The organism is Arthrobacter sp. TWP1-1 (genome assembly GCF_049897845.1).
Lineage (GTDB): Bacteria > Actinomycetota > Actinomycetes > Actinomycetales > Micrococcaceae > Specibacter.
The window spans coordinates 82256-94593 of the sequence record NZ_JAFCXC010000008.1; the positions used below are offsets into that span (position 1 = coordinate 82256).

Annotated in this window: 9 protein-coding genes; all 9 read left to right on the forward strand. The window is 61.2% G+C overall.

From position 1 onward, the window contains the following. Positions 1-12 precede the first annotated feature (12 nt). The 9 genes from ACP7B9_RS13895 to ftsZ all read left to right on the forward strand — a co-directional run bounded on the left by ACP7B9_RS13895 (position 13) and on the right by ftsZ (position 12327). Positions 13-1749: a Mur ligase family protein gene (locus tag ACP7B9_RS13895; protein WP_425864425.1), complete on the forward strand. Its 1737-nt coding sequence runs from the start codon at positions 13-15 to the stop codon at positions 1747-1749. Continuing rightward, positions 1742-3247 carry a UDP-N-acetylmuramoyl-tripeptide--D-alanyl-D-alanine ligase gene (locus ACP7B9_RS13900; RefSeq protein WP_425864292.1) on the forward strand — a complete coding sequence of 502 codons (1506 nt, stop codon included), beginning with the start codon at positions 1742-1744 and terminating at the stop codon, positions 3245-3247. Before ACP7B9_RS13895 ends, ACP7B9_RS13900 begins: the two co-directional genes overlap by 8 nt. Further along, positions 3244-4356 carry a phospho-N-acetylmuramoyl-pentapeptide-transferase gene (gene mraY, locus ACP7B9_RS13905; protein WP_425864294.1) on the forward strand — a complete coding sequence of 371 codons (1113 nt, stop codon included), beginning with the start codon at positions 3244-3246 and terminating at the stop codon, positions 4354-4356. The genes ACP7B9_RS13900 and mraY overlap by 4 nt, the downstream gene beginning before the upstream one ends. Continuing rightward, positions 4338-5891 (forward strand): UDP-N-acetylmuramoyl-L-alanine--D-glutamate ligase, encoded by a 1554-nt coding sequence (gene murD, locus ACP7B9_RS13910; RefSeq protein ID WP_425864295.1) that lies wholly within the window; start codon positions 4338-4340, stop codon positions 5889-5891. The genes mraY and murD overlap by 19 nt, the downstream gene beginning before the upstream one ends. Then, positions 5891-7171 carry a putative lipid II flippase FtsW gene (gene ftsW, locus ACP7B9_RS13915; RefSeq protein ID WP_425864297.1) on the forward strand — a complete coding sequence of 427 codons (1281 nt, stop codon included), beginning with the start codon at positions 5891-5893 and terminating at the stop codon, positions 7169-7171. The genes murD and ftsW overlap by 1 nt, the downstream gene beginning before the upstream one ends. Next, positions 7168-8277, forward strand: coding sequence for an undecaprenyldiphospho-muramoylpentapeptide beta-N-acetylglucosaminyltransferase (gene murG, locus ACP7B9_RS13920; protein ID WP_425864299.1), 1110 nt, complete (start codon positions 7168-7170; stop codon positions 8275-8277). The genes ftsW and murG overlap by 4 nt, the downstream gene beginning before the upstream one ends. A gap of 5 nt (positions 8278-8282) precedes the next feature. Beyond that, on the forward strand, positions 8283-9770 hold the full coding sequence (gene murC / locus ACP7B9_RS13925) for a UDP-N-acetylmuramate--L-alanine ligase (protein ID WP_425864301.1): 1488 nt from the start codon (positions 8283-8285) through the stop codon (positions 9768-9770). Then, entirely contained in the window at positions 9733-10839 is a 1107-nt protein-coding gene (locus ACP7B9_RS13930; protein ID WP_425864303.1) for a cell division protein FtsQ/DivIB, read from the forward strand. Before murC ends, ACP7B9_RS13930 begins: the two co-directional genes overlap by 38 nt. 318 nt (positions 10840-11157) lie before the next feature. Then, positions 11158-12327, forward strand: coding sequence for a cell division protein FtsZ (ftsZ, locus tag ACP7B9_RS13935; protein WP_425864305.1), 1170 nt, complete (start codon positions 11158-11160; stop codon positions 12325-12327). Positions 12328-12338: the final 11 nt, after the last annotated feature.

Sequence of the window (12338 nt, forward strand, 5' to 3'; positions counted from 1 at the left end):
GTTCAAGTGCCTGTGAATAATGCACCTGCCCCGCTGCGTCCACACCACCATCGTGGTGCGGCGCTGGCCGAGCTGGCCACCCTGCTTGGTGCCGCTATGAGCGATCCGCAGGGGAGTGCCGCTCAGGTGCACGTCAGCGGTGTCAGCCTTGATTCTCGGTCCATTTGTCCGGGAGACCTCTACGTTGCCCTCCCCGGTGCCCGGGCGCACGGTGCCCAGTTTGCGGAACAGGCCATTGCGGCAGGTGCCGTTGCGATCCTGACGGACGACTCCGGAACCCGGCTTTTGGGTGCAGCCTCGGCTGTTCCCGTACTCACCGTTCCTGATGCCCGTGCCGTGACAGGGTTGGCCGCGGCCGAGGTTTACGGTACCTCGGCCGTACCTGGTGTAGATGGTCGGATCGGCAAGCAAACCCTGGAACTCTTTGGTGTTACCGGTACAAACGGTAAGACCACCACCACCTATTTCCTTAACTCCTTGTTGCAGGCCCTGGGTAACACGACCGGGCTCATCGGCACGATTGAGATTCTGGCCGGATCCGAAGCGATTCCCAGTAAGTTGACCACACCTGAGTCCACGGATGTCCATGCTTTGCTGGCGGTCATGGCCGAAAAGGGCCTCAGCGCAGCATCCATGGAGGTCTCCTCCCATGCCCTTTCCTTTGGTCGGGTGGATGCCGTGGCGTTCAACGTGGCCGGATTCACCAATCTCACGCAGGATCACCTTGACCTGCATGGCGGCATGGACGGTTACTTCGAGACAAAGGCAGCGCTCTTCACACCGGAGCACGCCCACTCCGCTGTCATAACCGTTGACGATTCATGGGGTTCCCGCTTGGCCGAGATCTGCACGGTTCCAGCCGTGACTCTTTCAACTCGGCAGACCGAACTGGTCCAGACCGAAAACGAGCAGTCGCGCGCCATGTGGCAGGTGCGCAATGTTCGCCGCGAAGGCATTGGCTCCCGCTTCAGCCTGAGCGGCCCCGATGGCGCCGTCCTTGAAGCGCACACAGGCCTCCCTGGTGACTTCAATGTCGCCAACGCGGCCCTGGCGTTGCTCATGGTGACCACACGCCTACTAGCGATTGCCGCGGAGTCTGGCTCCGGCGTCGTGCCCGAGTCAGGTACTTCTAGCAACGCCGGCACTTCTGCCAAGGCAGTCCTTGCCCGGGTACAGGCTGCACTTGATGCCGACGATCCTTTCACGGTGGAGGTACCCGGGCGCATGCAGCTCATCGGCACGGCGCCTATTGCCGTGGTTGATTTCGCCCACAATCCCGACGCACTCGAGCGGGCCTTGGACGCAGTGCGGCCAACAGCTCCCGGCGCGCGCGTCATCGCCGTATTTGGGGCAACGGGGGAGCGCGATGCGACGAAGCGGCCCATCATGGGTGCAGTCGTGGCCCAGGGTGCAGACGTGGTCATCATCACCGATGACGACCCCCACAACGAGGACCCTGCAACCATCCGGGCCGAGGTGTTGGCCGGTGCCAACGAAGCCAACCGCACTGGCGGACTGGGCCGGGTCATCGAGGAATTTGACCAGCGCGCCGCCGCGATCGCCCGGGCCGTGGAATTGGCCACCCCGCAGGACGTGATTTTGGTTGCAGGGCGCGGCCACGAAGTTTACCAAGAGGTCAAGGGCATCAACATTTCCCTCGACGACAGGGTCGAGTTGCGGACGGCCCTGGTCTCCCACGGATTCCCCCTGAGCGATACAAGCAAGATAGAGTCCTCAACTGATGATTGATTTTTCTGCGGCCCAGATTGCCGAACTGACCGGCGGCACGCTGTCCGCCGGCACCGACCCGGCCACGTCCATTGACGTGGTAAAAATCGCCACGGATTCCCGCGAGGTCACTCCCGGTGGAATGTATGTGGCGAAGGCGGGTGAAAACGCCGACGGCCATGATTTCATGGCTGCGGCCTTCCGCGCCGGTGCCGTATTGGCCCTCTCCGAGCGGGATATTGCCGCGGACGATGCCGGAACTCCCTTCCCTGCCGTCATCGTTACCGATGCTGTGCTGGCTATGGGGACGCTGGCGGCAGAGGTGGTGCGCCGCATTCGCGCGCATTCCCCGCTCACGGTCATTGGCATCACGGGCTCCGCTGGCAAGACCACAACGAAGGATCTTCTGGGTGGCATCCTGTCCCCGGTGGGTGCCACCGTGGCTCCGGTTGGTTCTTACAACGGTGAAGTTGGCGTGCCGTTGACGGTCTTCCGCGCCGATGAAGACACGCGCTATCTCATTATTGAAATGGGCGCCACGAAGATTGGCCACATTGCTTACCTGAGCACCATGGTGGCACCAGATCTTGGTGTGGTGCTGTGCGTTGGCAGCGCTCACGCTGGCGAGTTCGGGTCCATCGAGAACATTGCCGCCGCCAAGGGTGAATTGGTCGAGGCGCTGGCGCCTGCTGGCCGCGCCCTGCTTAACTTTGACGATGGCCGCGTTCGAGCCATGGCTGCGCGCTCCGGTGCACCTGTCACCTTCTTCAGCAGCGCCGATGCGGCCGCCGATGAGTCAGGTCAGGATTTTTTGCAGGCCCGAAACGTTCGCACCAATGCTGAAGGCGAGCCTGAGTTTGATCTTCTATTCCCCGGCCACGACGGCGAATACCAGGTACATAGCAAGCTGCTGGGACTTCATCACGTAGCCAACCTGCTGGCTGCCGCGTCCGCGGCCCATGCGTTGGGCATTGCTCCGGAGCTCATTGTGGATTCGCTCAACGAACAGCGTGCGGCCAGCCGTTACAGGATGGAACGCACGGATCGCAGCGACGGCGTTACTGTCGTCAACGATGCGTACAACGCCAACCCTGAATCCATGCGCGCGGCGCTACGGACCTTGGCCGAGCTCGGTGGACGCGGCGCCCGTCGTACCTGGGCTGTGCTGGGTGAGATGCTCGAACTCGGCGAAGACTCGGTGCTCGAACACGATGCCGTTGGCCGCGTTGCCGTCCGGCTGAATATTTCCCGCCTGCTGGTTGTTGGCGCTGGCGCCAGGGCCATGCACGTGGGTGCGGTGATGGAGGGATCGTGGGGGAATGAGTCAATGTTCCTGCCCGACGCCGAGGCCGCCTATCAAATTTTGAGCGCCGAACTGGCGCCCGGAGATGTTGTTCTGGTCAAATCCTCCAACGGCGCAGGACTGCGCTTCTTGGGTGATCGGATAGCATTACCCACGGGGAATCACCCCAGTAAGACAACCGAGCCCACCCTAGGCGAAAGGACTGCCCAGCCGTGATCGCATTGCTTATTGGTGCAGGTTTGGCCTTGGCCTTTGCCATGGTCGGCACCCCCTTGTTTATCCGTTTCCTTGTCAAGCAGGGATACGGTCAGATCATCCGTGAGGATGGTCCCACAACCCACCAGATCAAGCGCGGGACGCCCACCATGGGTGGCACCGTCTTTGTTGGCGCCGTGGTGGCTGCCTACTTCATCACGCACCTGATCGTGTGGCTTCTCAACCAGAATTCCGCAGGGCCGAGCGCATCGGGCCTACTCATGATCTACCTCATGGTTGGCATGGGGCTTGTCGGGTTCCTTGACGACTTCTTGAAGATCACCAAACAGCACAACACGGGACTTGACCCCAAGGGCAAGCTCATTGGCCAGGGAGTTGTGGGTATTTCCTTTGCCATCATGGCTTTGGGATTCCCCGATGAGGCCGGGCGCACCCCGGCCAGCACACTCATCTCCTTTGCCCGCGACATTCCGGCGCTCAACCTGGCCTTTGCCGGGGCTGGACTTGGCGTGGTGTTGTTCATCTTGTGGTCCAACTTGATCATTACGGCCGCCACGAACGGGGTAAACCTGACGGATGGCCTCGACGGCCTCGCCACGGGGGCATCGATCATGGTCTTTGGTGCTTACACCTTGATCGGCATCTGGCAGAGCAGCCAGGCTTGTGGCACTCACAAGGTGGCCAATGAATCGGTTTGCTATCAAGTCCGCGACCCGTTGGACCTGGCTCTCGTTGCAGCGATCATGTTTGCGGCGCTCATTGGGTTCCTATGGTGGAACACTTCGCCCGCAAAGATTTTCATGGGTGACACGGGCTCGCTGGCCATCGGCGGAGCCATGGCCGGGTTCGCCATTCTTTCCCGCACCGAAATTTTGCTGGCCATCATTGGCGGCCTCTTCGTTATCATCTCCCTCTCGGTCATCATTCAGGTTGGCTTCTTCAAGCTTTCAAAGGGCAAGCGCGTGTTCCTCATGGCTCCGCTGCAGCACCACTTTGAGCTGAAGGGGTGGCGTGAAGTGACAGTTGTTGTTCGCTTCTGGATCTTGGCCGGCCTTCTGGTTGCTGTTGGACTTGGAGCTTTTTATGCTGAATGGATTGTTCGCCTGTGAGTGCACCCGAAAACCGGCTTGAGTCACTGACAAGTTGGGATGCCGATTGGTCGAAACTACGTGTTGTGGTGACGGGCATCAGCAAAACGGGCTTCTCCGTTGCGGACACCTTGGCCGAGCTTGGCGCACACGTTGTGGTTGTTGCCGCTTCGGATGACGAGAAAGCTCATGCTGATGCTGACACGCTAAGGATTGTCGGCGTCAAGGACGTCATTCTTGGCCTGGACACCTCCACCGTGCTTCCGCTCGTCGAGGGCTTGCCTGCGGAATTGGTTGTCACCAGCCCGGGTTTCAAGCCCAGCCACCCGTTGCTGGCCTCGGCCGCGGCTGCCGGCATTCCCATCTGGGGAGATGTGGAATTGGCTTGGCGTGTGCGCACCAAGGCTGGCCGGAAGACTGCCGAATGGATCACCATTACAGGCACCAACGGCAAGACCACCACAACCACCATGGTTGAATCAATGCTGCAAGCGGCCGGGTTGCGTGCCATCGCGGCAGGCAACATCGGCACCCCCATCCTGGATGCTGTCCGGGACCCCGAGGGATACGACGCCCTTGCCGTTGAACTCTCAACGTTTCAACTGCACTGGAGCGAGTCTTTGGCGCCGGTCTCCAGTGTTTGCCTGAACCTTGCCGAGGATCACGTTGACTGGCATGGCAGCTTTGAAGCTTATGCGGCGGACAAGGCCAAGATCTACGCGAACACGAAGATTGCCTGCGTCTACAACGCCGAGCAGATCGAAACCGAACGCATGGTCCAGGAAGCCGACGTCCAGGAAGGCTGCAGAGCCGTTGGTTTCACCACGGGAATTCCCTCCATCAGCATGGTGGGTGTGGTGGAAGGTCTCCTGGTAGACCGGGCCTTCATTGAAGAGCGCAAGGATTCCGCGGCTGAATTGGCCAGCATGAGCGACATCGGTGATCTGGTTCCCAGACACTTGGTGGCCAATGCGGCAGCGGCCTCGGCGCTGGTGCTCGCCTATGGCCTGACGCCAAAAGATGTGCGCACCGGTCTGCAGAACTATCACAACGGTGAGCACCGGATTCAGCCGGTGGCACGTTCGGGCGGTGTGCTGTGGGTCAACGATTCCAAGGCAACGAACCCACACGCAGCCTCAGCCTCATTGTCGGCATTTAAGCCCGTGATTTGGATTGCCGGCGGATTGCCCAAGGGCGTGAACTTTGACGCTTTGGTGCAGGAGCACGCGGCACGTCTGAAGGCGGTGGTGTTGATTGGGGCCGACAGCTCCGCTCTTGCCGGTTCCCTTGAACGTCTTGCCCCGGGAGTCCAGGTCATCACGACCCGCGCCGAAGGCGGTAGGCATACGAACGCCGATACCTTACGCGGGGATGCGGTCATGGCCGAGGCCGTCGCAGTGGCGGCGTCACTGGCAGCCGACGGCGACACAGTCCTCATGGCGCCGGCGTCGGCCTCCATGGATCAATTTTCTTCCTACGCCCACCGAGGCCAAGCGTTCATCGACGCGGTCCGTGAGCTACTGGAATCACAGGCAAGCGCCGACAAGGAGTCCTAGTGGCCAAGACCCCCACACAGCCAGGCTCATCCGCCGCACGAGCAGCGCAGACCAAGGCTGCTGCGGGTTCGGTCGGCTCAAAAGTTTCCAAATCCAGTGCGCCAGTGTCCACGGCAGACGACGGAAAGCTGCGTCCACTCAAGCGCTTCCGGACCTGGTTCGACCGCAAGGTTGGGCGCCCCACGGCTACCTACTACTGGATTATTGGCACCACCGTGACGCTGACGCTGATCGGCCGCATGACGGTGCTTTCGGCGTCGACAGCTGAGACGATTTCCGAAGGTAAGGACCCGTACGATCTCTTTATCCGCGAGTCGCAGTTCGCGGTTGGAGGTCTCATCCTCATGTTTGGGCTTTCGTGTGTGCCGCCAAGGCTGCTTCGAAAGTTGGGGTGGCCGCTCTTGGGACTGGCCGTGTTCCTCCTAGTCCTGATCTTTACGCCCTTGGGCGTCGATATCAACGGAAACCTGAACTGGTTGGCGTTGGGCCCGGTGACTTTCCAGCCGTCCGAGGCGGCGAAGCTGGCGCTGGCCATTTGGGTCGGTTCCGTTCTGGCGCTTAAGGGAACCCTGGTTCGGCAGTTCCTCCACGTGCTGTTGCCCGTTGGTGTCGGTGGCGCGGCCGTCCTTGCCCTGATCCTTGGTGGCAAGGATCTGGGCACGGCCGTCATTGTTGGCATGATGCTCCTTTCGGGACTCATGTTCGCCGGCGTACGGAAATGGCTGCTTGGCTTCGCTCTGGCGGCTGCCGCCGTCGTCGCCATTGCGTTCTCGGTCTTGAGCTCCAACCGGACCGGACGCATTGCCAGCTGGCTGGGTGACTGCAGCGAACCGGGTGCGTGTGACCAGTATCTAAACGGCGTTTACGCTCTGGCGTCCGGTGGTTGGTTCGGGGTGGGTCTTGGCCAAAGCCGGCAAAAGTGGAGCTGGATCCCGGAAGCCCACAACGACTTCATCTTCGCCATTATTGGCGAGGAATTCGGACTCCTGGGCACACTCGTGATCCTTGGGTTGTACGTAGTGATGGCGTTTGCGATTTTCCGCATTATCAATACCCGCAACGAACCGTTTTCCCGGATCGTGTGCGGCATGATCCTGACCTGGATCATTGGTCAGGCCGTGGTCAACATTGCGGTGGTGGTTGGGCTGCTGCCCGTTATTGGTGTCCCGCTGCCCTTGATTTCTTATGGCGGTACCGCGCTCGTCATGGTTCTTGCGGCCATCGGCGTTGTCCTGTCATTTTCCCGAACTGAGCCAGAAAGCACCCTGAAGACTTCATGACACAGAATTCAAACACGCCGCTGTCTGTGGTGTTGGCCGGGGGAGGCTCGGCCGGCCACGTCAGCCCCTTGCTGGCAATCGCCAACGCGATCAAGGCCACCGTGCCTGACGCTGCCATCCTGGCTGTCGGCACCCGGGACGGACTGGAGACCCGGCTCGTCCCGGCGGCCGGGTTTGAGCTGGCATTCATCGAACGCATCCCGCTTCCCCGCAGGCCCTCCGTTGATCTCCTGAAGCTCCCCATTCGCATGGTCCGGGCTGTAGCTACGGCCAAGACCCTCCTGCAAGATGCCAAGGCCGACGTTCTTGTCGGGGTTGGTGGCTATGTATGCACGCCGATGTACCTAGCCGCCAAGTCCCTGGGTGTGCCCATCGTCATTCATGAAGCCAATACCAAGGCCGGGCTCGCCAACAAGGTCGGCGCCAGATACACGACCTTCGTTGGCACGGCGTTTGAGGCCACCAAGATCCGCCACGCGCATCTCGTGGGCATGCCCATGCGCAAGGCCGTTGCCACCCTGGATCGCACCGCCGAACGTGACGGTGCCCGTGAACGGCTGGGACTCGAAGCCGGGCTGCCTACCCTGATCGTCACCGGCGGTTCCCTTGGCGCGCTGCGCATCAACAAGGCCGTGGCGGCATCGCTGGACGCCCTGGCTGCAGCCGGAATTCAGACCCTCCACATTACCGGCAAGGGCAAATCAGTTCAGGGGGCCGACGGCGAACTCCTCACCGCGCCGCTGTACCGTCAGGTTGAGTATGTTGACGGCATGGAAGATGTTTATGCGGCGGCGGACCTCCTGCTGTGCCGTTCGGGGGCCGGGACGGTTTCCGAGGTTGCGGCCGTGGGCCTGCCTGCCGTCTTCGTGCCGTTGCCCGTGGGTAACGGGGAACAAGCTCGCAATGCCGCCGGACTCGTTGCCGCAGAAGCTGCGCTGCTGGTATCTGATGCCGCATTGACTGCACAGTGGATTATGGACACCGTGATTCCCTTGTGCCTGGATGAGCCGCGGCTGACCCGCATGGGTGAGTCTGCCGCCCAGCTTGGCATCCGTAATGCCGCCGAAAGCATGGCCGGCATGGTTCTTGCCGCCAGCGGAAAGTGACAGCTATGACAGATCAATCTAGTACTGAGGAAATAACAGCTGTGGCCTATATTCCACCGACACTCTCCGAACTTGGCCGTGTCCACTTCATCGGCATGGGTGGAGCTGGCATGTCAGCCATTGCCCGCATCATGCTGGGGCAGGGTTTGACCGTCAGCGGATCCGACGCGAAGAATTCGACTGGCCTGTCCGAGTTGGCTGAACTAGGCGCAACGGTGCACCTTGGGCAGAGCGCGGAGAACGTTACCGGTGTTGACACAGTTGTTATCTCTACCGCAATCAGGGAAAGCAACCCGGAGCTGGTGGCTGCCCGAGCCGCCGGCGTTCGCGTGCTTCACCGGTCGCAGGCACTGGCGGCGGCCATGGCCGATGACACCGTGGTGGCTGTTGCGGGGACGCATGGCAAGACAACCACCACGTCCATGATTACCGTGATGCTCAAGGGCGCTGATGTCGATGCTTCCTTCGCCGTGGGCGGCACAGTTCAGGGCCTTGGCGTCAATGCCGGTCATGGCGATTCGGACGTCTTCGTCGCCGAAGCCGATGAGTCGGATGCGTCCTTCCTGAACTACCGCCCGAACATTGCCGTGGTCACCAACCTTGAGGCCGACCACCTTGACCACTATGGAACGGCCGAGGCCGTCTTTGCCGCGTTTGAGAAATTTGCTGCCCTGCTTCCGGCCGACGGCACGCTTGTTGCTTGCGCCGACGACGCCGGATCGGCCGCCTTGGCTGCCAAGGTGGCGACTACCGGTACCCGCTGCCTCAGCTATGGTTTCTCGGAGGGCGCCGATATCCGGCTGTTGCCTGACACCCAGAAGGGGCTGCACAGCACTGCCGTCCTCGAGTTCCGCGAAGGGCTGCTGCCGAATGTGCAGGAAAGCCCGCTCACTTTGCGCCTGCAGGTGCCCGGCAACCATAACCTCAACAACGCCGGAGCTGCCGTGGCCGTTGCCGTGGCACTAGGGGTTGACGTGGGCAAGGCGCTGGCGGCACTGGCCAACTTCAGTGGAGCGGCTAGAAGATTCGAGGCCAAGGGGGAGGGGCGCGGCGTCAGCGTCTATGACGATTACGCCCATCACCCCACGGAAGTGACAGCAGCACTCAAGGCCGCCCGGACCGTGGCCGGAGAGCATAAAGTTCACGTCCTGTTTCAGCCGCACTTGTTCTCCCGGACCTTGGAATTTGCTTCCGAATTTGCGCAGGCCCTGGATCTTGCCGACACCGTGGCAGTGCTTGACATTTACGCTGCACGTGAAGACCCTGTTCCCGGGGTTACGAGCGAACTCATTACACGTGAGTTGCGCCTGCCCGACGGCTACGCCCCCGACAGCGCTGCGGCTGTGCAGAAGTTGGTTAACGGCGCCTCCGCCGGAGACATCATCTTGACCGTCGGTGCCGGTGACGTCACGGAATTTGGCCCGGCACTAGTTGCCGCGCTGAACAAGGACAGCGTTGACAAAGACAATCTCGACGAAGGCAGTGATGGCTGAGCCGCGCAAGCCCCGAGTTATCAGGACGCGGCCAGGAGCCGTGCCGCGGACCGCCGAAGCCACGGACGAGCCGGTGAACACCGCGGTCCGCAGCACGAGCTCCAAGGTATCCGTGGTCCCGCTGTCGGACGCTCTTGATGAAAAGCCTGCCGCCCGGAAATTTTCCGTGCCACGACCCGGTGCCTCGCGGCCTAAGGTCAAGCCGTCACCGAGTCAAAAAACTGTGCCGGTTGAAAAAGCTGGGTCAGTCCAAAAGGACGTGCCGGTTCAAAAAGAAGTGCGAGTCAAAAAGGGCGAGAAGGCGAAGGCTGCCCCGGATGGGGGCGCAAAGGTTCTGGCCTTTCCGGTCCCGGAGTACAAGCGCCGGCGACGCATCGTCCTCTATGCCGTGGCGGGCGTTGGAGTCGTCTTAGCGCTCATCATGGCCATGGCCATGTTCTCTCCCGTGTTGGGCGTCAAGACGGTGGTATTCGAGGGTCAGAAGCTCGTTGGCGAAAGCACTCTGCAATTGGCGGTGGCGCCGCTCGTGGGCAAGCCGTTGCCCCAGGTCACGGACTCCGAGGTTCAGGAGCTACTTGGCTCAGTGGTCCAGGTCAAGAGCTCCAGTATTGAGGCCAGGCCTCCGTCAACCCTGCTGGTGCACATTGTGGAACGGGTTCCCGTGGCACTGCTTAAGAATGGCAAGGACTACCTGTTGGTGGATCAGGACGGAGTCCAGCTCGGTTCCACCAAGGATCCGGCGACGGCGTCGCTGCCCTTGATCGACGGCGGCACTGCAGCAATTGGCCAGGACACGTTTCAAGCCATGACGGCCGTACTGGCGAACCTGCCGCAGGGCATTCTTTCGCAGCTTGCCAACGCAACGGCAAAGTCCCCGGATGCAGTGGAGTTAGCGCTGGCCGATGGTAGGAGCGTGGTGTGGGGCAATGCCAGTGACATGGAACTGAAGGCTCAAGTTCTCGAGGCACTGCTCAATGCGCCGGCGCCTACTGCGGCTGTAGGCAAGCCCGATCCCGTCCCGGCCAAAGTCTTCGATGTCAGTGCTCCACGTCATCCGGTGACGCGGTGAACTGGAATCGGCAGGGACTAGGTCATGATGGAGTGGGATGCGACACTACACCCGGTAGCTTTGACGTCTTTTTTGGCGGATTACGGCGACACGCGGCAGTGGTCATTGCATGCGGCGTGGATGCATCATAGCGTCACACATAAGAGTTAGTTGACATAACTATAACCTTCAAGTTGAGGGTTAAGCTAATAAAGTTTCAAGCAACACTTCAAGGTTGCCTCGGAGATCGACGCCGAGGCCTTGAAGTAGGGGCCGGAGCCTTTGGCAGCAGCAAATTTTTTGATCTTCGAAGCAACATACGAACAAGGGACACCTAACGTGGCAGCACCCCAGAATTACTTGGCAGTCATCAAAGTCGTCGGTATCGGCGGTGGCGGCGTAAATGCAGTGAACCGCATGATTGACGTGGGTTTGCGCGGCGTTGAATTTATCGCCATCAACACCGACGCACAAGCGCTGTTGATGAGCGACGCCGACGTCAAGCTTGACGTCGGCCGCGAGCTGACACGCGGTCTCGGAGCGGGCGCCAACCCGGACGTTGGACGCCAGGCGGCGGAAGATCACCAGGAAGAGATCGAAGAAGTCCTGCGCGGCGCAGACATGGTCTTCGTTACGGCTGGCGAGGGTGGCGGCACTGGAACCGGTGGCGCACCGGTTGTTGCCCGTATTGCCCGCACCTTGGGTGCCTTGACCATCGGTGTTGTTACGCGACCGTTCACCTTTGAGGGCCGTCGCCGCGCATCCAGCGCCGACGCAGGCATCGAAGCGCTCCGCGACGAGGTTGATACCTTGATCGTCATCCCCAACGATCGCCTGCTGTCCATCAGCGACCGCAACGTCTCGGTCATGGATGCCTTCCGCTCCGCCGACCAGGTCCTGCTCTCAGGTGTCCAGGGCATCACGGACCTCATCACCACCCCGGGCCTGATCAACCTTGACTTTGCCGACGTCAAGTCGGTCATGCAGGGTGCTGGCTCGGCTCTCATGGGTATCGGCTCGGCTCGTGGCGAAGACCGTGCGGTTAAGGCCGCCGAACTCGCTATCGCGTCGCCGCTGCTTGAAGCCTCCATCGATGGCGCGCACGGAGTTCTGCTGTCCGTCCAGGGTGGTTCGGACCTTGGGCTCTTCGAAATCAACGAGGCCGCGCGCCTCGTGCAAGAAGTTGCCCACCCCGAAGCCAACATCATCTTTGGTGCTGTCATTGATGATGCTCTCGGCGATGAGGTTCGTGTCACGGTTATCGCCGCTGGCTTCGACGATCCGGAAAATCCAGCCGACAACTTGGAGCCGGCAGCAGTCGTGGCCCCTCCGGTACCGGCAGCCGTTCCCGCCAGCGCTACTGTCACGAACCTGAACCAGTGGGGCCAGCACTCCGGTAGCAACGTTCCGGCAGACGGTGGCTTTGATGTTGAGCTGCCCGCCATCGTTGAACCTGACCTGAGCGGTCACCGTTCCGACGATCTGGATGTCCCCGACTTCCTGAAGTAGGTCAGACTTCC

Bases quoted from the DNA above. Each gene is read 5' to 3' on its own strand.
- ACP7B9_RS13900 (WP_425864292.1), top strand. From the start codon at position 1,742: ATGATTGATTTTTCTGCGGCCCAGATTGCCGAACTGACCGGCGGCACG.
- murD (WP_425864295.1), top strand. From the start codon at position 4,338: ATGGATTGTTCGCCTGTGAGTGCACCCGAAAACCGGCTTGAGTCACTG.
- murG (WP_425864299.1), top strand. From the start codon at position 7,168: ATGACACAGAATTCAAACACGCCGCTGTCTGTGGTGTTGGCCGGGGGA.
- murC (WP_425864301.1), top strand. From the start codon at position 8,283: ATGACAGATCAATCTAGTACTGAGGAAATAACAGCTGTGGCCTATATT.